This is a genomic window from Nocardioides sp. GY 10113 (assembly GCF_004919105.1).
Lineage (GTDB): Bacteria > Actinomycetota > Actinomycetes > Propionibacteriales > Nocardioidaceae > Nocardioides.
Window position 1 is genome coordinate 335144 of sequence record NZ_STGK01000003.1, and the last position, 20361, is coordinate 355504.

Sequence of the window (20361 nt, forward strand, 5' to 3'; positions counted from 1 at the left end):
CCCCCAGCGGCGACGACCCCCAGGAGCCCTCCCCATGAGCGGACTGAAGCGGACCACCGAGAAGAACCTGATGGTCTTCAGCGGTCGGGCACACCCCGAGCTGGCCGAGGAGGTCGCGGAGCTCCTCGGTACCCAGCTGGTCCCGTCCTCGGCGTACGAGTTCGCCAACGGCGAGATCTACGTCCGCTACGAGGAGTCCGTCCGCGGCTGCGACGCCTTCGTGATCCAGAGCCACACCGCTCCGATCAACGAGTGGATCATGGAGCAGCTGATCATGGTCGACGCGCTCAAGCGCGCCTCGGCCAAGCGGATCACCGTGGTCATGCCGTTCTGGGGCTACAGCCGCCAGGACAAGAAGCACCGCGGCCGCGAGCCGATCTCGGCCCGCCTGATGGCCGACCTGTTCAAGTCCGCCGGCGCCGACCGGATCATCACCGTCGACCTGCACGCCGACCAGCTCCAGGGCTTCTTCGACGGCCCCGTCGACCACCTGATGGCGCTGCCGCTGCTCACCGACTACATCAAGGACAAGTACGGCGACCAGCCGCTCGCCGTGGTCTCCCCGGACGCCGGTCGGATCAAGGTCGCCGAGCGGTGGTCGGCCCGCCTCGACGGCGCGCCGCTGGCGTTCATCCACAAGTCCCGCGACATCAACCGGCCCAACGAGACCGTCGCCAACCGCGTCGTCGGTGAGGTCGCCGGCCGGATGTGCGTGCTGACCGACGACATGATCGACACCGGCGGCACCATCGTGAAGGCCGCCGAGGCCCTGATGGACGCCGGCGCCCTGGGCGTGATCCTGGCCGCCACCCACCCGATCCTCTCGGACCCGGCCGTGGACCGGCTCAAGAACTGCTGCGCCACCGAGGTGGTCATCACCAACACCCTCCCGGTGCCGCCGGCCAAGCAGTTCGACAAGCTCACCACGCTGTCGATCGCCCCGATGATCTCGCGCGCGATCCGCGAGGTCTTCGAGGACGGCTCCGTGACCTCCATGTTCGACGGCCACGCCTGAGTTGGATGGTCCGAGCGTGTCTCTCGCTGCGCTCGGACACGCTGCCGGACCCGCGGTCCAGGTTGGCTCGGTGCCAGGTCCGCTGGCGGCTCCTGGCGGCTGCACGCGGAGAAGCTCGCTCGCGCCCTCCGGTCACTCCTTCGTCGTTCCCTCCGGTGCGCTTGCTTCGCGTTCTCCGCGGTAGCAGCCGTCGATCCGCCGGCACCCGGCGGGTGGGTCCGGCGGTCGCCCAGGAGAGCGAAGCCCCCTGCACCGGCCGGTGCAGGGGGCTTCGTCGTACCGGGGGAGGGTCAGCCCTGGAGGGCGTCCGCCCAGTCGGCGTTCTCCTCGAGCCAGGCGGCGACGGCGTCGGACTCCTTGCCCTGGCCGTACTCGTTGACGACCATGTCCTCGAGCGAGCCGTACTCCTCGTCGGAGAGGGTGGCGTTGCCGATCATCTCGGCGGCCTCGGGGAAGTCCTCGGCGAAGCCGGTGCGGCCGAGCTCGTGCAGGCCCTCGGCCTCGCCCAGCGCGCCCTCGGGGTCGGCGAGGTCCTTCACGGGGAAGGCGCTGTTGGCCCAGAACGGCCGCCACAGGGTGACCACGATGTCCTCGTTCGCCTCGGTGGCCTTCTTGAGCTCGGCCAGCATCGCGGTGGTGGAGGACTCGACCAGCGTGTAGTCGTCGTCGAGGCCGTAGGCCGGCATCACCGACTCCTTGGCGACCTTGGTCAGGCCGGCGCCGGGCTCGATGCCGATGATCTTGCCGTCGTAGACGTCGGCCTTGCCGGCCAGGTCGGCGATCGAGTCGATCTCGCTGTACTCGGGCACGGCGAAGGTGAGCTTCGCGGCGTCGTAGTAGGTGCCGAGGTCCTCGATGTCGTCGCCGTACTTCTCCATGTAGGAGGCGTGGGTGACCTCGGGCCAGGCGGAGGGGTAGATGTCGATGTCGCCGTTCGCGAGGCCGGTGTAGAGGGGGGCGGCCTCGGAGAACTCCTCGATCTCCACGATGTAGCCCTCGCCCTCGAGCAGGTCCTTCCACAGGTGGGCCATGCTCAGGCCGTCGGTCCACGAGGGGATGATCCCCATGGTGATCGTCGAGTCCTCGCCGGCGGCAGCGTCGTCAGAGCCGCACGCGGTGGCCGTCAGCCCCAGGGCGAGGATGCTCGCTCCGGCAATGCTCCGGCGCAGGGTCCGCTTGCTGTTCATTCGTGATTCCTCTCGTCGTGCACGTGCGCGCCCGTCTGGTCCGGGCGCCCGTTGTCTCCGGCGGGGTCGTGCGTGCCCCGCCGGCGGCTGGTTCGGGGTCATGCGTCAGGCGTTCGCGCCCTCCTTCGCCGGTACGGCGGAGCGCCGGCGCAGCAGCGACCGGACCGTGCCCGGGCTCCGCTGTCGCTGGCCCGCCGCGGCGGTGACGCGGTCGAGGAAGATCGCCAGCACGACGACCGAGAGGCCGGCTTCGAAGCCGAGCCCGATGTCGAGCCGTGAGATCGAGGTGGTCACCTGGCTGCCCAGGCCGCCGCCGCCGACCAGGCCGGCGATCACGGCCATGGAGAGCGCGAGCATGATCACCTGGTTGATGCCGGCCATCACCGTCGGCAGGGCCAGGGGGAGCTGCACCTCGCGCAGGATCTGACGCGGGGTCGCGCCGAACGCGTGGCCGGCCTCGACCACCTCGGCGTCGACCTGGCGGATGCCGAGCTCGGTGAGCCGGACGCCGGGCGGCAGGGCGAAGATGACGGTGGCGACCAGGGCGCCGGAGGGGCCGATGCTGAACAGCGTCACGACGGGCACCAGCCACACGAACGCCGGCATCGTCTGCATCAGGTCCATGGCCGGGCGGATGGCCCGGCTCGCGCGCTCCGAGCGCGCCGCGAGGATGCCCAGCGGGATCCCGATCGCCAGGGCGACCAGTGTCGCGACCAGGATCAGGGCGAGGGTGACCATGGCGTTCTCCCACTGGTCCATCCCGATCACGGCGGCGAGGCCGAGGAACGAGCCGAGGCCGAGCCTCCAGTCCTTGACCAGCCAGGCCAGCAGCGCCAGCACGGCGGCGAGCAGCAGCGGCGCCGGCGCGGTGAGCAGGTCGGCCAGACCGTCGACGGTGCTCTCGATGCCGTCCGCGAGGGAGTCGAAGAACGGGCCGAAGTGATCCTGGACCCAGTCGAAACCGTCGCTGATCCACTCGCCGACCGGCAGCCGCGGCACGCCGTCGACGTTCTCGGTGGCGGTCACGACCTGCGCGCTCATGCCAGGCTCCCTTCGTCGATGAGGACGGGCTGGACGGCCTCGGCCGCCTCGGGTCCGGAGGTCTCGCCCAGGGCGCTGAGCAGCGTCACGCGGGGGATCACGCCCTGCAGACGGCCGCGCTCGTCGATGACGGCGATCGGCGTCGCGTTGTCGGCGGAGGCCGCGAACAGGTCGGCCACGGCGGTGTCGGGGGCGGCCGAGGCCACGGCCTCCATCACCCCGGACAGGTCGCTGCGGCCGGCGGCCACCGCGGTGGCGGCGGCGCGCTCGGTGACCACGCCGACCAGCTGGCGGTCGCGGGCGACCACCATCACCGCCGACATCTGGTGCTCGCGCATCAGCTTGTGAGCGGCGCGCGGGCCCTGGGTGGCGCCGATGACGGCGACGGGCGCCTCCATCACCGAGGAGGCGGTCAGCACCCGGGTGCGGTCGACGTCCTGGACGAACTGCGCGACGTAGTCGTTGGCGGGGTCGTTGAGGATCTGCTCGGCCGTGCCCTGCTGGACGATCCGGCCGTCGCGCATCATCGCGATCCGGTCGCCCAGCCGCATCGCCTCGTTGAGGTCGTGGGTGATGAACAGGATGGTCTTGCCCAGCTCGTGCTGGAGCTCGACGAGCTGGTCCTGCATCTCGCGCCGGATCAGCGGGTCGAGGGCGCTGAACGCCTCGTCCATCAGCATCACGTCGGTCTCCGCGGCCAGCGCGCGGGCGATGCCGACGCGCTGCTGCATGCCGCCGGAGAGCTGGGCGGGCAGCGAGCCGGCCCAGCCGCCGAGGCCGACCATCTGCAGCGCCTTCTCGGCACGGCGCTCGCGCTCGGCGCGGTTGATCCCGCGGACCTTGAGCCCGTACGCCGCGTTCTCGCCGACGGTGCGGTGCGGCAGCAGCGCGAAGTGCTGGAAGACCATGCTGATCCGCTCGCGGCGCAGGCGGCGCAGGCCGCGGCCGTCGAGGTCCATCAGGTCCTCGCCGCCGACCCGGATCGACCCGGCGGTCGGCGGCTGGAGGCCGTTGACGGTGCGGATCAGCGTCGACTTGCCGGAGCCCGACAGCCCCATCACGACGAAGATCTCGCCCTCGGCGACCTCGAAGGAGGCGTCGATGACGGCCGCGGTGAGTCCGTCGGCCCGCAGCTCCTCGCGGGTCGCTCCGTCGCGGAGCCTGGCGACTCCGCGCTCGGGCCTGCGACCGAAGACCTTGTAGACCTCGTGCGCCTCGATGACTGGCATCCGGGTGCTCCTCAACCGTGGGCGCGGACCTGTCGTCCACACCGCTCGTCACGGCCGGAACACGCACACCACGACACCACGCGGCGGATGCGAAGGGGCACCTGCGCCGGGGCAGAATCGCGGGCTACGAGGAGTGGCGCATCAGGCGCCGCCCGGGTCCCGAGCCGCCCCAGGACCGTCGCACAGGTCTGGTTGACGGTTCAACCTGGCGTCGAGGCGGCGACAGCGCGGCTCGCGGCGCCTCGCGCGCGTAGGTAGCAGACCGCTCGCGCGGCGTCGCACGTCCCCCTCGGGGACGTCGAAACGTGAGAGAGGTCATGGTCGAGGCGGCCCCGAGGAGGGCCCAGGACCGCCCCGTCAGTGCCCGGTCAGCGCCCGGTCAGCGCCCGGTCAGTGCCCGGTCGAGGTCGTCGAGGGCGTCGTTCCAGGTGCGCGCCAGGACGGTCGGCACCTCGCCGTCGAGCACCTCCGCGAGCCGGTCGCGCAGCTGCTGGCGCGCCGCCCCGGTCATCGGCAGGTACGGGAACGCGCGACCGATGATCTGGCTCATCGCCTGTCCGGACGCGGTCGCCAGGGCCAGCCCCTCGACCAGGTAGCGGTCCAGGTACGGCGCCACCAGGTCCGCCTGCTCCCAGCCCCAGAAGCCGGCCGCGGCGGCGGTCAGCTCGTGGTTGCCGAGCCCGCCGCCCATCAGCCGGGCCCAGGCCTCCGCCTTGGCCTCCGGAGTCGGCACCGCGGCGTGCGCCGCGAGCGCGGCGAGGTGGCCGGAGACGGAACGGTCGCGCTCCTCCTCGGCGGCGATGAACGACGGGTCGCCGAGCTCGGCCAGGCGGCGGACGGCGATCCATCGGACCTCCTGGTCCAGGGCGGTGCCGTGCAGCCAGCGCACCAGCAGGTCGCGGTCGCGGGTGGTGCCGGCCAGCGCTCGCAGCGCGGCCGGCTCCAGCGCCGGCTCGTCCTCGGCGAGCGCGGCGTGGCAGACCTCCTCGACGCTGCGGAAGAAGGCGGGCAGGTCCTCGGGCGCGGCGTACAGGCGGGCGATCCGCAGCGCGGCGGCGAGCACGGACTCGAAGATCACCGGGTCGCGCTCCACCCGCAGGTGGCGGCCGAGGAGCGCGCTGAGGTCGGCCAGTGAGCTGCCGTGCGACTCGACCCGGTCGATCACCGCCCACCACAGCACGGCCCGGGTCAGGGACGACTCCATCGCCGACAGGTGCCGGGTGACGACCTCCCACGAGTGGTCGTCCAGGCGCAGCGCGACGAAGGTCTCGTCGCCGGCGTTGGGAACGACCACGCGGCCGGCCAGCCCCTCCAGCACCAGCGGCTCGTCGTCCAGGTCGACGGTTCGGGTCTCCACCAGGCGCAGGTGGTCGTCGTACGCGCTGACGGTGAACCGGTGCGGACGCGACCCGTGCCGGGTGAGCACCGGCACCCAGTCCCGTCGCGTCACCTCGATCGTGTCGAAGCCGGTGGTGCGCAGCCACTTCTCCGCCCAGCCGCGGACGTCGCGGTCGGTCTCGGCGTCGAGCGCGTCGAGGAAGTCGGCGAGGGTGGCGTTGCCGAAGGCGTGGCTGCGCAGGTGGCGGTTGACGCCGGCCAGGAAGTCCTCGCCCAGCCAGGTGCCGAGCTGGCGGAGCACGGCGTTGCCCTTGGCGTAGGTGATCATGTCGAAGTTCGCGAACGCCGTGTCGGCGTCGATGAGCTGCTCGGCGTCCTCGGCGATCCGGTGCGTGGAGCGGCGCAGGTCGGCGCGGTACCCGGTCGGCTTCCGGGTCAGCGCCGCGGTGGTCCAGGCGTCGTCGTAGCCCGCGGCGAGCGCGGCCACCTCGTAGCCCATGTAGTCGGCGAAGGACTCGTTGAGCCAGGTGTCCTGCCACCACTCCATGGTCACCAGGTCGCCGAACCACATGTGGGCCATCTCGTGGGCGATCGTGTTCGCCAGCCACTGCCGCTGCAGGGCCGTCGGCGCCCCCTGGACCAGGTACTGGTCGCGGAACGCCACGCAGCCCGGGAACTCCATCGCGCCCCAGTTGAGGCCCGGGGTGAAGACCTGCTGGTAGTCGTCGAAGGCGTACGGCGGGTCGAAGGCCTCGGTGAACCAGCGGAAGCAGGTGCTGGTGATCCGGCGCAGCTCGGCGGCGTCGCGGCGCAGCTCCCGCTCCTGCGAGGCGCGGGCGTGCCAGCCGAACGGCAGGGCGCCGGACTCGGCGTGCTCGTACGGCTCCTCCCAGGTCTCCGAGACCCACGGTCCGGCGGCCACGAAGAACAGGTACGTCGAGATCGGTGGCGTCGGCGCGAACGAGAACCGGCGGGCGCCCCCGTCCTCGCCCTCCCGCTCCTGGCTGATCGCCAGCCCGTTGGCCAGCACCGTCCAGTGGGCGGGGCCGGTCACCGAGACCGTGAACGTGGTCTTCAGGTCGGGCTGGTCGAAGCAGGGGATCACCTTGTGCGCGATGTCCATCGCGGTGAACGCGCAGACGTAGCGCTCGCCGTCCGCGGGGTCGACGGTGACCGTCATCCCGTCACCGTCGGTGACGTAGGGGAGGGTCGCGGTCACCCGCACCTCGTTGCTGGCGGCCAGGCCGTCCAGCGCGATCCGTCCGTCGGCGTACGGCGCGGGCTGGCCGTCGAGCGTCACGTCCCGCGCGCCGTCCAGTTCGAGGAACGTGCTCGCGCCGGGCTCGGCGCAGGAGAACCGCACCGTCGCGTCGACCGTGTACTCCTCGGTGGAGCGCAGGTCGAGGTGGACGGTGGTGTGGACGTCGGAGACGAGTGCCGCGCGATCGCGGGCTTCGGGAAGCTTCAGGGCCACGCCGTCCACACTAGGCCCGCGCCGCCGATTGGCACTCGGCACCGGTGGCTACGTAGACTCCTGTGGTTGCCTCGGCGAGGGAGCACTAGCTGACTCCGTGATCGACTGGGCCGAATGACGTCATGCGCCGCGCGCGGACGGTTCGGTGCCGCCGGTCACCGGATCCCGCAGCGCGGCGCTCTGCATTTCCCGCCCGGGGCCTCACGTACACGCCACCCCACCAGCGACGAGGGAGACTCCATGTCCACCGAGATCATCAAGGCCGAGGTCCGCACCGAGTTCGGCAAGGGCGCCGCCCGCCGCATCCGCCGCGAGGACAAGATCCCCGCGGTCATCTACGGCCACGGCAACGACCCGGTCCACCTGACCCTCCCGGGCCACGCCACCATGATGGCGCTGCGCCACGGTGGCGCGAACGCGGTCGTCGAGCTCGACTTCGACGGCTCCACCCACCTGGCCCTGGCCAAGCAGGTCCAGACCGACCCGGTCCGCCGCATCCTCGAGCACGTCGACTTCGTCGCCGTCAAGCGCGGCGAGAAGGTCGTCGTCGACGTCCCGGTCGTCGTCGTCGGCGACGCCGCCCCGGGCACCCTGGTCGTCACCGACCTGGCCGCGATCCACCTCGAGGCCGAGGCCACCCACATCCCCGAGGCCATCGAGGTCAACGTCGAGGGCGCCGAGGCCGGCACCCAGATCCACGCCTCCGACCTGGTCCTGCCGAAGGGCTCGGTGCTGCACACCGACGGCGACGCGCTGGTCGTCAACGTGACCACCCCGGCCGTCTCCGAGGAGCCCGCCGAGGCGGAGGCCGCCGAGGGCGAGGCCGTCGAGGCCGAGGCCACCGAGGCCGAGTGACCCCGTCGGCCGGGTCGGGCCACGCCTGAGCCCGAGCCGACACCAGCACTCCCCGGCGCGGACCTCGCGCCGGGGAGTGCTGCATTCTTGGACCCGACTCCCGGGGACCCGATCCAGCCACCAGCGGGTGGCGCGACCGCAGCAGGAGGACCGTTGACCGACGCCGAGGTGTGGCTCGTGGTGGGGCTCGGCAACCCCGGGCCCTCGTACGCCGGCCACCGCCACAACATCGGCTACATGGTGGTCGATGAGCTGGCCCGCCGGATGGGCAGCGGGTTCCGCGCACACAAGACCGGGCGGGCCGAGGTCGTCGAGGGCCGGGTCGGCGCGCCCGGCGCCCCCGGGCCGCGGGTCGTCCTGGCCAAGTCGCGCAGCTACATGAACGAGACCGGGGGACCGGTCAAGGCGCTGGCCACCTTCTACAAGGTCCCGCCCGAGCGCGTGGTGGCGATCCACGACGAGCTCGACATCGACTTCGGCACGCTGCGGGTCAAGCGTGGCGGCGGGGACAACGGCCACAACGGCCTGAAGTCGATGCGCTCCTCCTTCGGCAGCGGCGACTTTTACCGGGTGCGGGCCGGGATCGGCCGCCCGCCCGGTCGCCAGGACGTTGCGGACTTCGTGCTGTCGAACTACTCGACGGTCGAGCGCAAGGAGCTGCCGTTCCAGATCGACACGGCCGCGGACGCGGTCGAGTCGCTGATCACCGACGGCCTCGAGCGGACCCAGTCGCGGTTCAACTCCTGACCCGCGCAGGGTTCGGTCCGACCTGTCGGGGCGAGGCCGCGAGGTGCATCGGTACGGCGTGGCGATCCGGCAGGTCGTCGGGACCCCCGGGCGGAGCAGGAGGCTGGCGGAGCGGCTCGGGCGCCTCGCGAGACGGGTCATGACCTGTCGCCTTCCGACGGCTTGTCGGTGCTCGTGGACCCGGAGGCAGCCCTCTCGGCGGACTCCCCGCGGCTGACGCGCAGCCGGCGGCCGCGCTCGACGTCCTCTGCGGCCCTCCTGGCCGCCTTGTCGCTCGTGCGGGTGTCGCGTGCCGGCAGCTGGATGTCCCTCTCCGCAGGCATCCCGGCCTGGAGCTCGCGGCCGCGCTCCAGCTCGGCATCGAGCTCGGCACCGAAGAGCAGGGCCAGGTTGGTCAGCCAGAGCCACAGCAGGAAGACCACGACCCCGGCCAGCGAGCCGTAGGTCCGGTTGTAGCTCGCGAAGTTGGCGACGTACACGCCGAACACCGCCGAGGCCAGCGCCCACGTCAGGATCGCCACGACCGCGCCGATGCTGATCCAGCGGAACCGGGGCTGTCGCACGTTGGGGGTCGCGTAGTAGAGCAGCGCGACGATGAGGACCACCGCCAGCAGCATCACCGGCCACTTGGCGATGCTCCAGACCAGGACCGCGGTGTCCCCTAGTCCCACCGCTTGGCCGACCGCCCGGGCGGCGGGTCCGGTGAGCACGAGGCCCAGCGCGACCAGGGCGGTGAGGACGACGGTGACCAGGGTGATCGCCAGCATGGCCGGGCGCAGCTTCCAGATCGGTCTTCCCTCTGCCACCTCGTAGATCCGGTTCATGCCGCGACCGAAGGCGCCGACGTAGCCCGAGGCGGACCAGAGCGCCAGAGCCAGGCCGAGCAGGAGCGCGAGCCCCGCGTTCTGCGCGCGGCTGAGCTCGACGAGGGTCGGCTCCAGTGTCTCCGCCACGCCGCCCGCGCCGACATCGCGCAACGTCTGCAGCAGCGTGTCGACCGTCGCCTGCCCCTGGCCGACCAGGCCGACCAGGGAGAGGATCGCGACCGTCGCCGGGAACAGCGCGAGCACCGAGTAGTAGGTCAGCGCCGCGGCGAGATCCAGGCAGCCGTCCTCGGAGAACTCCCGGAAGGTCTTGACCACGACGTAGCGCCTCGACGGCGCGGTGAGGTCGACGGGCGACTCCGGCTTGCGCGGGTCGTCGGGGTCGGGCCGGGTGGCGGCGTCGGGCGTGCCCCGGTCAGGCTGCCGACCGATCGCACTCACCGCCGGCGCCGCGCTGAGAGGTCGCCGCGGAGCCGGGCACGAGCCCGGCCCGTCGACGGGTGCTTCTGCCGGGGTGCTGCTCCTGCTGTCATGACGATCTCCTCTGCTGGCTCTGGCCGTACCGATTCCCCACGCGGCCGTCAGGTATGCCTCGGAGCGGGTCGCGATTACGACCAGCCGTCGACGGCGGCGCCCAGGTCGACCGCGATCGCCGCCGCGGCGAGGAGGCTGCGCAGCGCGGCGCTGTCCGGGGTGCGAGGCATGGATCCGTGCCCAGTGGGAACGACTCTATGGAAGGCCGAGGGACCGTGACCGGTCGAGCCGGCGCGGTAGAGACGAAGGAGCGGAGCATGCCTGGAAAGCTGTACTTCCTCGCTGGCCTGGGAGCCGGCTACGTGCTGGGGGCCCGCGCTGGTCGAGGACGCTACGAGCAGATCGCGGCGAAGGCCCAGGGGCTGTGGGAGGACCCGCGGGTGCAGGCCACGGCCCACCGGGCCGAACGGGCGGTGGTGCGGAAGGCGAACGAGGCGCAGGACGTCGTCGCCGACAAGGCCAGCCAGCTCGCGGACCGGGCGGGCGAGGCGGTGCGGGACGCTGAGGATGCCGTCGACGACGCCGGGCAGGCGGTGGACCGGGCCGCCGGCGGGCCGGAGCAGTCGGAAGAGGGTTCGGGCGTCCGCCCGCGTCCCCTGCCGTGAGCCGTCGCCCGGCGGGCGGTCCTCACGTGTGAACCGCGCCCCGTCCGGCGGGGCGTCGGGGGTTGCGACGCCCGCGGGCGGGCGAGCCCGCCTCGGACCGGCGCGCCCGGGATGCTTCACGCTTCCCGGGCGCGCCGGTCCTTGCTGTCAGCCGCCCCGACAGGAGCGGCTCCGCGCCTCAGGCGTCGGTCGCGCCGGCGCTGTCGGGGCCGTGGTTGACCGCCTCCAGGAGCGCGGCGATGAACGCCGGCAGGTCGTCCGGCTTGCGGCTGGTGATCAGGTTGCCGTCGGTCACCACGCGTTCGTCCGACCACGTCGCGCCGGCGTTGGTGAGGTCCGTGCGCAGGCTGGGCCACGAGGTGAGTCGGCGGCCCTCGACGACATCGGCCTCGACGAGCACCCAGGGGGCGTGGCAGATGGCGGCCAGCGGCTTGCCGGAGCCGGCGAAGGCGCGCACGAAGTCGACGGCGGCGGCGTCCAGCCGCAGCGCATCGGGGTTCGCCACGCCGCCCGGCAGCACCAGCGCGGCGTACTCGTCCGGGTCGCTGTCGGCCACGACCACGTCGACCGGACGGGACTCCGAGGCGTCCAGGTGGTCGAACGTCTGGACCTCGCCCGCGCTCGTGCTCAGCAGGACCGCCTCGTGGCCGGCATCGATCACCGCGTCCCACGGTTCGGTCAGCTCCACCCGCTCGACACCCTCGGGGGCCACCAGGAATGCGATTCTCGACATGGGATCTTCTCCTCTCACAGGGGTCAGCGGTGCCCGGGGGACGCAGGCGTCAGAACCCCGTGGCGGGCACGGTCACCGGGCGCCGCACGTGACGTGTACCCGTTGCGGTGGTCCGCACACCCCGTCCGTTGCTGTCGAGGGCGGGCGGTCCTCCCCGGCACCCGGACTGGGTACGCCGCGTCGTGGGCTGCGACGCGCGGCTGGCCAGGCTCTATGGTGTCCCGGTGACTTTCGAAGCTGGCACCCCCTCTCCCGACATCGTCGCCGACGACCACGCGCTCGCGGCCTGGCTGGCCGAGGTCGCCGGCCGGCGCCTGCTCGAGGTCCGCGAGGAGGGCCTGGAGGGCAAGGAGCTCAAGAACGCCGGCGACCAGGCCGCGCACGAGCTGCTGATGGAGCTGCTGGCGCAGTACCGCCCGGACGACGCGGTGCTCTCGGAGGAGGGCAAGGACGACAAGGCCCGCCTGGCCGCCTCGAAGGTCTGGATCGTCGACCCGCTCGACGGCACCCGCGAGTTCTCCGAGCCGCCCCGCGACGACTGGGCCGTGCACGTCGCGCTGTGGCAGGACGGCGAGCTGGTCGCCGGCGCGGTCGCCCAGCCGGCCCTCGGCGAGACCTTCAACACCGGCACCGCGCCGGTGGTGCCGCCGCGTACGTCGGTCCGCCCCCGGATCGCCGTCTCGCGCAGCCGCCCGCCCGCGTTCGTGGAGGCGCTGGCCGCCGAGCTCGACGCCGAGCTCGTGCCGATGGGATCGGCCGGCGTCAAGATGATGTCGGTGGTGCGCGACGTCGCCGACGCGTACGTGCACGCCGGCGGGCAGTACGAGTGGGACTCCGCCGCCCCGGTCGCGGTCGCGCGGGCCGCCGGCCTGTTCACCTCCCGGGTGGACGGCAGCGAGCTGCGCTACAACCAGGACGACGTCTACCTGCCCGACGTGATCGTGTGCCGTCCCGAGCTCTCCGAGCAGATCCTGGCGTTCATCGCCGCCCACGGCACGGAGGCCTGACCTCCCCGTTCGGGTCGTGTGCCTGACGCCTCCTCATCGGGGTGCGTGGGGCACACGACCCGCCCCGGCGGCTCAGAAGACGTTGAGCGGCCGGAACTGGACGCTGATCCGCGGCCCCGCTGCGGCGACCTTCGGCACGGCGTGCTCCCACGTGCGCTGGCAGCTGCCGCCCATCACGACCAGGTCGCCGTGGCCCATCTCGACCGCGATCGACTCCCCGCCGCCGCGGGGCCGGAGGCACAGCCGCCGCGGGTCGCCGACCGAGACGATCGCGACCATGGTGTCGTGCGTACTGCCCCGGCCGATGGTGTCCCCGTGCCAGGCGACGCTGTCGCGCCCGTCGCGGTAGTAGCAGCAGCCCGCGGTCCGGAACGGCTCGCCCAGCTCCTCCGCGTAGTGCGCGGAGAGGGCCTCGCGGGCCGCGGTCAGCATCGGGTGCGGCAGCTCCTCGCCGATCATGTAGGTGTGGACCAGCCGGGGGACGTCGACGAGGCGGTCGTACATCTGCCGCTTCTCGGCCCGCCACGGCACCCGCTCGGCCAGCGCGGCGAAGACCTCGTCGGGCTGGGGCAGCCAGGTCCGAGCCACGTCGATCCAGGCGCCCGAGCCCAGGTCGCGCCGCTCCAGGCGCCCGGTGTCGGGCGCGGTCAGCGCCGGGTCGGGGGCGAAGAGCGTGCCCTGGAAGTCCATGCGTCCACGATAGCCCATGGTTCGAACAGGTGTTCGCAAGGCGGGTCGGGGTGTCGTCATCCGTACCGCCGCTTCGGTATGAATCGACGGATCGCGTGCTGCCGAACAGCGGGCGTGCCTAGCCTCCGGCCGTGCCTGGGGTCCCGACGTTCGACGAGAGGCGATCACCGAAACACGTGGTGATCCGCGAGTACGTGCGTGCTCTCGTCGCGGGCTGCGACCCGGGCACCGCCGCCCCCTCGGAGCGCGAGCTGGTGGAACGGTTCGGGGTGGCTCGGATGACGGTGCGCCAGGCCCTGGACGCGCTGGTCGGCGAGGGGGTCCTCGAGCGGTTCCCCGGCCGCGGGACGTTCGTGGCGCACCCGCGCCCCCGCCGGACGGGCGTCGTGGGCTTCAGCGAGGAGATGGCGCGCCGCGGGGTGGCCGTGACCTCCCGGACCGTGGTCGCCGACCGGATCCCGGCCCCTCCGGGCGTGGCCCGGGCGCTCGAGATGCAGGTCGACCAGCCCGTCGTCCGCTGGCGTCGGATGCGGGCCACCGACGGCTACGCCACCTGCGTCGCCGACGTCTTCCTGCCCGACGCGCTGGTGCCGGGCTTCCTCGAGGCGGACCAGCCGGTGAGCCTGTACGCCGACCTGGAGGCCCGGGGGCTGCGTCCGACGCGTGCCGAGGACGCGCTGGTGGCGGTCACCGCCGACGCCGCGGAGTCCTCGCTGCTCGAGGTCCCGATCGGCTCGGCGCTGCTCCAGCACTCGCGGCGGGCGCTGTGCGGCACCGTCCCGGTCGAGCTCTCCCGGACCGTCTACCGGGCCGACCGGCACACGTTCCGCCTCCACCTGTACGACTGAGCCCCGTCAGCCGGTCCCCGTCAGCCGGTCCCCGTCAGTCGTTCGCCGTCAGTCGTTCGCCGTCAGCCGGCCCAGCGGTGCGATCGTGGTGCCGGTCTCCTCGCACACCCAGACCGGGTCCGGACCGCCCAGGTCGGGGTCGATGTGCAGCGTGTGCACCGGCCCCTCGGTGCAGTGGCGGCAGACCGGCCACAGCCCGGCCGGATCCGTGCGCCCGAGCCCGTCGGCCAGCGCCTCCTGCACGTCCTGGGCGATCAGGCCCGGCACGAACTGCGCCCCCTCCGCCCACTGCTCGAGCCACCAGCGACGCTCGGAGCAGGCGTCGTCGAGGATGGAGACCGACACCGGGCTCGCCAGGCCGCGGGCCTCGAGGTCGGTCAGCACCGCGGCGCGGGCGGCGAAGATGACCTGGTCGTCCACGGCTCAGGCGACGCCGACCGCGCTGGCGCCGTCGTACCAGAACGCCAGCTCGCGGGTGAGGTTGGCGCGGGCCGCGGCGGTCCACCGCTCCCGTGCGTAGCGGGTGTGGAAGAGCTCCTCGCGGTCGGCGAGGTCGCGCAGCACCGAGACCCGTCCGACGACGAAGTCGGGGTCGTCGAGGTGGTCGTACTCGCGCCGAACGTCCGCCACGTAGGCGTCGTACGTCGCCCGGTCCGCGGCAAGGATGCCGAGGTCGGCGTCGGAGAGCGCGGCGCCGTTCACGTCGCCGGCGTCGGGGTGGTGGGTCTCGGTCAGCCGGACCAGCCGGGCCACCTCGGCCACCGTCGCGGCGTCCGCGTACCGCGGCAGTTCGTCCTCGGCCCACGCCGCGGACCGCTCCTCGGCGTCACGCTCGCCGTCGTAGACCGCGTCGTGGAACCAGGCGGCCAGCTGGACCGGGGTGCGGTCGAAGCGCACCCCGCCGGCGGCGAGCTCGTCGAGGCGGTTCAGCACCGCGATCAGGTGGCCGCGGTCGTGGTACCCGCGGTCCGGGTCGTCGTACGCCGCCAGCAGGTCGTCGCGCAGCTGCGCGGCGCCGTCCAGCGGCCAGGACATGTCGGGATGGTCGTCCTCCATGGCTCCATTGAAACCCACGGGGTGCCCACGGCGTGAGTCGATGTCATCAGAAGTGTCCGGGCATGGGAAGAATGGCGCCCATGACTGCTGAGGACGCACGCGCCGAGCTGCTCCGGCTCCGGTCCAGCATCGACAACCTCGACGCGGCCCTGGTCCACCTGCTGGCGGAGCGCTTCAAGTGCACCGAGCAGGTCGGGCGCCTCAAGGCACGCGCGGGCATGCCGCCGGCCGACCCGGACCGGGAGTCGGTGCAGATCGCCCGGCTGCGGTCGATGGCCGAGACCTCCGGGCTGGACCCGCACTTCGCGGAGAAGATCCTGAACGTGATCATCGCCGAGGTGATCCGCAACCACGAGCAGTTCGCCGACGAGGCCGAGGCCTGAGCTCCGCCGGCGTCCCTCGGTGAGGCCGGGTCGCCGCGAAACGGCCCGGTGCTGCCCGCGCCCTGCCACCATCGGGCGGCATGGGGGTCCGCATCCGTCCTGCTCTCGTCGTCGGCGTGGTGCTGCTCGTCGTACTTCCGTTCGGCGCCTGGCGCGCCGTCGCCGCCCGATCGATGGCCGACGTCAGGATCGAGCCCGGCGCGCCCACCTGCAGTGGCGTCACGGTGGGTGTCGACCGCCGCGACGACCGCTACCGGCCGCAGATCCCGCTGCGCCCGGCGATGGCGTGCCAGATCCCGTACTGGGTGGCGAACCCCGGTAGCCACGACGTGGTCGTGACCGGCCTGACCTATCCCCTCGGCGGTCCGGGCGGCGGCGCCGCGTGGAAGGTCGTCTCGGTGGAGTACGACGACCTCGACCCGGCCAGCGAGGTCGACGCCGTGTGGTCGGGGGCGCAGACGGTGCCGGCGGGCACGGAGGCCGCCATCGTGGTGTCGATCGAGTTCCGCGCACGGGGCTGCACCGACGGGGGCTCGATGTGGGTGCAGCCGGTCTTCACCGTGCGCTCCTTCGGCCGCCACCGCGAGGTCCTCTCGCCGGCGTCGCCGACCTTCCGCGGCACCCGCGAGAGCACCTGCGAGATGTAGTCCGCAGGCGCCGGTCCGGTCAGACGCCGAGCTCGTCGGCGTCCACGATCCGGTAGGCGTAGCCCTGCTCGGCCAGGAACCGCTGCCGGTTCGCGGCGAACTCGGCGTCCACGGTGTCGCGGGAGACCAGCGTGTAGAAGTGCGCGACCTTGCGCTCCCCGTCGGGGCCCGGATCCCCGGGGCGCAGCAGCCGGCCCAGGCGCTGGGCCTCCTCCTGCCGGGAGCCGAAGGAGCCCGACACCTGGATCGCCACCTCGGCCGAGGGCAGGTCGATGGAGAAGTTCGCGACCTTGGAGACCACCAGCAGGCCGATCTCGCCGGACCGGAACGCGTCGAAGAGGCGCTGTCGCTCCTTGACGCTGGTCTCGCCGGTGATCATCGGCGCGTCCAGCTTCTCGCTCAGCTCGTGGATCTGCTCCAGGTACTGGCCGATGACCAGCGTCGGCTGCCCCGCGTGCCGGGTGACCAGGTCGCGCACCACGCCGATCTTCTCGGGGGTGCAGGCGGCCAGCCGGTACCGCTCCTCGGCCTCGGCCGTGGCGTAGGTCAGCCGGCTCGACTCCGGCAGGGTGACCCGGACCTCGACGCAGTCGGCCGGCGCGATCCAGCCCTGTGCCTCGATGTCCTTCCACGGCGCGTCGTACCGCTTCGGGCCGATCAGCGAGAAGACGTCGCCCTCGCGGCCGTCCTCGCGCACCAGCGTGGCCGTCAGCCCGATCCGGCGGCGGGCCTGGAGGTCCGCCGTCATCCGGAAGATCGGCGCCGGGAGCAGGTGCACCTCGTCGTACACGATGAGGCCCCAGTCGCGGGCGTCGAAGAGCTCGAGGTGCGGGTAGACGCCCTTCCGCCGGGTCGTCACCACCTGGTACGTCGCGATGGTGACCGGCCGGATCTCCTTGACGGTCCCGGAGTACTCGCCGATCTCGTCCGCCGTCAGCGACGTGCGGCGGATCAGCTCGTCCTTCCACTGCCGGGCGCTGACGGTGTTGGTGACCAGGATCAGCGTGGTCGCCTGGGCGTGCGCCATGGCGGCGGCGCCGACGATCGTCTTGCCGGCGCCGCAGGGCAGTACGACGACCCCGGACCCGCCGTGCCAGAACGACTCCGCGGCGTCGCGCTGGTAGTCGCGCAGCGCCCAGCCGTCCTCGGCCAGCTCGATCGGGTGGGCCTCGCCGTCGACGTACCCGGCGTAGTCCTCGGCCGGCCAGCCGAGCTTGAGCAGGGCCTGCTTGAGGTTGCCCCGCTCGGAGGGGTGGACCGCGACGGTGTCGTCGTCGACGCGGTTGCCGAGCATGCCGGCGACCTTCTTGGCGCGCAGCACCTCCTCCAGGACCGGGCGGTCGGTGGAGGCGAGGACGAGCCCGTGGGTGGGGTGCTTCTCCAGGCGCAGCCGGCCGTAGCGGGCCATGGTCTCGGCCACGTCCACGAGCAGCGCGTGCGGAACCGGGTAGCGGCTGAACGTGAGCAGCGTGTCCACCACCTGCTCGGCGTCGTGGCCGGCGGCGCGCGCGTTCCACAGGCCCAGCGGGGTGAGCCGGTAGGTGTGGATGTGCTCCGGGCTGCGCTCCAGCTCCGCGAACGGGGCGATCGCCTTGCGGCACTCGGCGGCCTGCGGGTGGTCGACCTCGAGGAGCAGGGACTTGTCGGACTGCACGATCAGGGGTCCGTCGGTCACCGCACGAGTCTACGGGCGGTCCGGTCCCCACCCCGAACCACGAGCCGGGCCCCGAGCCCCGGCTCGGCGGGTCCTCACCCCCGGCTCGCGTCAGAGGGGGAGGACGCGGCTGATCCGGTGCAGGGGGTAGTTGCGCTCGGCGTCCGGGTCGTCGGCCTCGGCGCCGGCGTCGCGGGCGGTGAGCCGCCCGCCCTCGACGACCAGCGGCAGCACCTCGCGCTCGACGATCACGCCCTGGTTGTCGGTGAATCCGATCTGCACCCGGCCCCGGCGCTCGATCGCGTCCCGTAGGGCGGCCGAGGCGCCGGCCGGGGTGCTGGCCGAGGCGGGCCGGGTGCGTGCCTCGGCGTCGCCCTCGCGCAACGTCCGTACGGCGGTGGCGACGTGCGCCGCTGCGCGGGCCGCACCGCGGGCGGAGTCGGTGGCCTGCCGCGGGCTGCGCGCGCGCAGCGGATCCCCGACGCCGACCCGGACCACCCCGTCGGTGCCCTCCACGACCGGGGAGAGCCCGAGCTCGCGCATCCGCGGCAGCAGCACGTCGGCCGGCACCGAGCTGATCACCACCGTCGGCGCGATCCGCCGCAGGCCGAGCGCGTCGGCGCGCGGGTGGTTGACCAGCTCGGCCAGCGCCACCTCGTCCTCGGAGCAGACGTAGGCGGCGGCCAGGCCGACCCGGAGCCGGCCGAACGAGCGGACGGCGTCGTCGACGAGGTAGTCGAGGGGCTGCGGGACCGGGGTCCGCGAGACCGCGGTGAGGAACTCCTTGATCTCCCCGCCGCTCCAGCCCGACTCCAGTGCGCCGCGCACCGACGCGGGGGTGAACCGGTAGACGGTCGCCGCGCCGTGCGACTCGATCTCGGCCACCTCCTGCAGGCGGCGCGCGAGCAGCGACTCCAGCGGTCCCGGCGCCACCGCGGTCAGGTCGGCCTGGATGAGGACGTGGTCCACCGGCGCCGGCAGCCGCGCGGCGAGCACCGGCGTCGGGTCCTCGCCGGCGGCCAACGAGCGGCCGTAGTCGGTCAGCACGTCGACGCCGGTGAGGCCGAGCTGGGCGGCCTCGGCGACCGTCCACGCGACGAGGTCGGGTCGGGTGCGCGGGCGCCGCGGGCGCAGCCACGCGATGCGGGCGACCAACGACGGGAGCCCGGTGCCGGCGGCGAGGCCGTGCCCCTCCGGCAGGTCGGCCAGCGCGGCGAGCGCCATCGCCTTGGCTTCGGGCATGCCCGCGGCGGAGAGCTCGGGGGTGAGCGCGTTCCACGGCTTCTGGTCCGGGCCGCGCTCGCCGACCAGCGAGGGCAACCGGGTGCTGTGCAGCCAAGCACGGGCCAACGTGGTCCATCGCTGTGCGGCGGACTGCCCGAGCCACGTGTCGTAGGCGTCGGTGGGGACCCAGACCTGGTTGCCGTCGCCGTCGGCGCGGGTGGCGAGCAGGCCGGCCGCCGAGGCGACCTCGATCAGCAGTGCGGCCTCGGGCTCGGCGACGCCGAGGTGCGTGGCGGTGGCCCGTAGCTCGCGTACGCCGAGACCGCTGGTGCGCAGGGCGGCGGCGGGGCGCCGCCCCCAGCCCTCGAGCAGCAGCTCGACCCGTCGTACGAACTCGGTGGCGGCACCGACCGCTGCGCTGGCGACCAGCCGCTCGGAACGGGCCTCGCTGGCGACCGTCGGCGGCTGGTCGACCGGGGTGGTCGTGGTCCGGCCGCCCCGTCGGATCAGCGCGACCTCGCCGGGCACCACGAGCATCCCGGGGTGGGCGGAACCGCCCGGGCGCAGCAGGTGCTGCGCGATCAGCTCCTCGGCGGGGGAGCGGGCGTCGTCGGGCCCCAGGCCGATCCGGGTCGTGCCGGCGGTGGCGAGCCCGCCGTTGTCGATCACGTGGTCCAGCAGCCGGCGGGCGTCGGGGGAGAGGTCGGCGATCCGACCCGCGTTCTCCTCGGTGGGACGTGGGTCGGCCGAGCAGGGACGGACCCCGCTCACGCCGCCGTCGACACCGCCGGTCAGGCAGTCGCCGATCCCGGTGAGCGGACGCAGCCCTTCGGGGGAGTCCCAGGCCAGCGCCAGGTCCTGCAGGCGCTCCACCACCCGTGCGACGTACGCCGGATCTGCGGCGACGGTGGCGACCAGCCGCTCGAGGGTGGTCGGTCCGGCGACCACGAGGGCGTCGAGCACGAAGAGCTCGCCGCGGGTGAGGCCGTCGAGGGCGCGGAGCAGCGAGCTGCGGGCGGCGGCCCGGGAGGCGAGCAGTCCGAAGTCGTGGGGGGCCGGAGTGGCGAGGTCGGGGCGTTCGGTGAGCAGCCTGGTGATCCGCTCGTCCGGCCACGCGCGCAGCTGGTCCGCCAGCGAACGGTGGCCGACCGGTTCCTTTCCCACCCGGCCAACGCTACCGAGCGGCGGGCGCCGGTGATGACCGATGTCGACCTGAGTCGGGTCCGGGGCCGCGACAACCTCACCGCGGTCCTCGTCGATGTGATGGGAT

At 73.1% G+C, this 20361-nt stretch carries 19 protein-coding genes; 8 read left to right on the forward strand and 11 right to left on the reverse strand.

What is annotated here, in order from left to right:
- Positions 1-34 precede the first annotated feature (34 nt).
- Positions 35-1015: a ribose-phosphate diphosphokinase gene (locus E8D34_RS05985; protein ID WP_136593669.1), complete on the forward strand. Its 981-nt coding sequence runs from the start codon at positions 35-37 to the stop codon at positions 1013-1015.
- 290 nt (positions 1016-1305) lie between these two features.
- On the opposite strand, the gene E8D34_RS05990 is transcribed toward E8D34_RS05985, so the two are convergent.
- From E8D34_RS05990 to pepN, 4 genes are all read right to left on the reverse strand, one after another.
- Entirely contained in the window at positions 1306-2202 is an 897-nt protein-coding gene (locus tag E8D34_RS05990) for a glycine betaine ABC transporter substrate-binding protein (protein ID WP_136593670.1), read from the reverse strand.
- A 105-nt stretch (positions 2203-2307) separates the two neighbouring features.
- Positions 2308-3243, reverse strand: a complete 936-nt coding sequence (locus E8D34_RS05995; protein ID WP_136593671.1) for an ABC transporter permease subunit — start codon at positions 3241-3243, stop codon at positions 2308-2310.
- Positions 3240-4472 (reverse strand): glycine betaine/L-proline ABC transporter ATP-binding protein, encoded by a 1233-nt coding sequence (locus E8D34_RS06000; RefSeq protein WP_136593672.1) that lies wholly within the window; start codon positions 4470-4472, stop codon positions 3240-3242. Before E8D34_RS06000 ends, E8D34_RS05995 begins: the two co-directional genes overlap by 4 nt.
- A gap of 379 nt (positions 4473-4851) precedes the next feature.
- Entirely contained in the window at positions 4852-7284 is a 2433-nt protein-coding gene (pepN, locus tag E8D34_RS06005) for an aminopeptidase N (RefSeq protein ID WP_136593673.1), read from the reverse strand.
- 240 nt (positions 7285-7524) lie between these two features.
- Between pepN and E8D34_RS06010 the strand changes: the two genes are divergently transcribed.
- On the forward strand, positions 7525-8139 hold the full coding sequence (locus tag E8D34_RS06010; RefSeq protein WP_136593674.1) for a 50S ribosomal protein L25/general stress protein Ctc: 615 nt from the start codon (positions 7525-7527) through the stop codon (positions 8137-8139).
- Between the two features lie 153 nt (positions 8140-8292).
- On the forward strand, positions 8293-8886 hold the full coding sequence (gene pth / locus E8D34_RS06015; RefSeq protein WP_136593675.1) for an aminoacyl-tRNA hydrolase: 594 nt from the start codon (positions 8293-8295) through the stop codon (positions 8884-8886).
- A 137-nt stretch (positions 8887-9023) separates the two neighbouring features.
- On the opposite strand, the gene E8D34_RS06020 is transcribed toward pth, so the two are convergent.
- Positions 9024-10151 carry a YihY/virulence factor BrkB family protein gene (locus E8D34_RS06020; protein WP_240771138.1) on the reverse strand — a complete coding sequence of 376 codons (1128 nt, stop codon included), beginning with the start codon at positions 10149-10151 and terminating at the stop codon, positions 9024-9026.
- 350 nt (positions 10152-10501) lie between these two features.
- On the opposite strand from E8D34_RS06020, the gene E8D34_RS06025 reads away from it, so the two are divergent.
- The gene (locus E8D34_RS06025) at positions 10502-10849 is read left to right on the forward strand and encodes a YtxH domain-containing protein (protein WP_136593676.1); all 348 of its coding nucleotides are present in this window, start codon (positions 10502-10504) and stop codon (positions 10847-10849) included.
- A 178-nt stretch (positions 10850-11027) separates the two neighbouring features.
- Here the strand turns inward: E8D34_RS06025 and E8D34_RS06030 are convergent, their stop codons facing one another.
- Entirely contained in the window at positions 11028-11582 is a 555-nt protein-coding gene (locus tag E8D34_RS06030) for a type 1 glutamine amidotransferase domain-containing protein (protein ID WP_206056569.1), read from the reverse strand.
- A gap of 224 nt (positions 11583-11806) precedes the next feature.
- On the opposite strand from E8D34_RS06030, the gene E8D34_RS06035 reads away from it, so the two are divergent.
- Positions 11807-12589, forward strand: coding sequence for a 3'(2'),5'-bisphosphate nucleotidase CysQ (locus E8D34_RS06035; protein WP_206056570.1), 783 nt, complete (start codon positions 11807-11809; stop codon positions 12587-12589).
- Between the two features lie 72 nt (positions 12590-12661).
- Here the strand turns inward: E8D34_RS06035 and E8D34_RS06040 are convergent, their stop codons facing one another.
- The gene (locus tag E8D34_RS06040) at positions 12662-13279 is read right to left on the reverse strand and encodes an alpha-ketoglutarate-dependent dioxygenase AlkB (protein ID WP_136593677.1); all 618 of its coding nucleotides are present in this window, start codon (positions 13277-13279) and stop codon (positions 12662-12664) included.
- Between the two features lie 131 nt (positions 13280-13410).
- On the opposite strand from E8D34_RS06040, the gene E8D34_RS06045 reads away from it, so the two are divergent.
- On the forward strand, positions 13411-14127 hold the full coding sequence (locus E8D34_RS06045) for a GntR family transcriptional regulator (RefSeq protein WP_240771140.1): 717 nt from the start codon (positions 13411-13413) through the stop codon (positions 14125-14127).
- 48 nt (positions 14128-14175) lie between these two features.
- On the opposite strand, the gene E8D34_RS06050 is transcribed toward E8D34_RS06045, so the two are convergent.
- Positions 14176-14547 (reverse strand): hypothetical protein, encoded by a 372-nt coding sequence (locus tag E8D34_RS06050; RefSeq protein WP_136593678.1) that lies wholly within the window; start codon positions 14545-14547, stop codon positions 14176-14178.
- A 3-nt stretch (positions 14548-14550) separates the two neighbouring features.
- Positions 14551-15183: a hypothetical protein gene (locus E8D34_RS06055; protein WP_240771142.1), complete on the reverse strand. Its 633-nt coding sequence runs from the start codon at positions 15181-15183 to the stop codon at positions 14551-14553.
- Between the two features lie 80 nt (positions 15184-15263).
- Here E8D34_RS06055 and E8D34_RS06060 point away from each other — a divergent pair, with 80 nt between their 5' ends.
- Together E8D34_RS06060 and E8D34_RS06065 are read left to right on the forward strand one after the other, a co-directional pair.
- On the forward strand, positions 15264-15566 hold the full coding sequence (locus tag E8D34_RS06060) for a chorismate mutase (protein ID WP_136593679.1): 303 nt from the start codon (positions 15264-15266) through the stop codon (positions 15564-15566).
- A gap of 80 nt (positions 15567-15646) precedes the next feature.
- Positions 15647-16213, forward strand: coding sequence for a hypothetical protein (locus E8D34_RS06065; protein ID WP_136593680.1), 567 nt, complete (start codon positions 15647-15649; stop codon positions 16211-16213).
- Positions 16214-16232: 19 nt separating this feature from the next.
- Here E8D34_RS06065 and E8D34_RS06070 read toward each other — a convergent pair whose 3' ends face one another.
- Positions 16233-17888: a DNA repair helicase XPB gene (locus E8D34_RS06070; RefSeq protein ID WP_136593681.1), complete on the reverse strand. Its 1656-nt coding sequence runs from the start codon at positions 17886-17888 to the stop codon at positions 16233-16235.
- 90 nt (positions 17889-17978) lie between these two features.
- The gene (locus E8D34_RS06075) at positions 17979-20255 is read right to left on the reverse strand and encodes a helicase-associated domain-containing protein (RefSeq protein ID WP_136593682.1); all 2277 of its coding nucleotides are present in this window, start codon (positions 20253-20255) and stop codon (positions 17979-17981) included.
- Positions 20256-20361 lie beyond the last annotated feature (106 nt).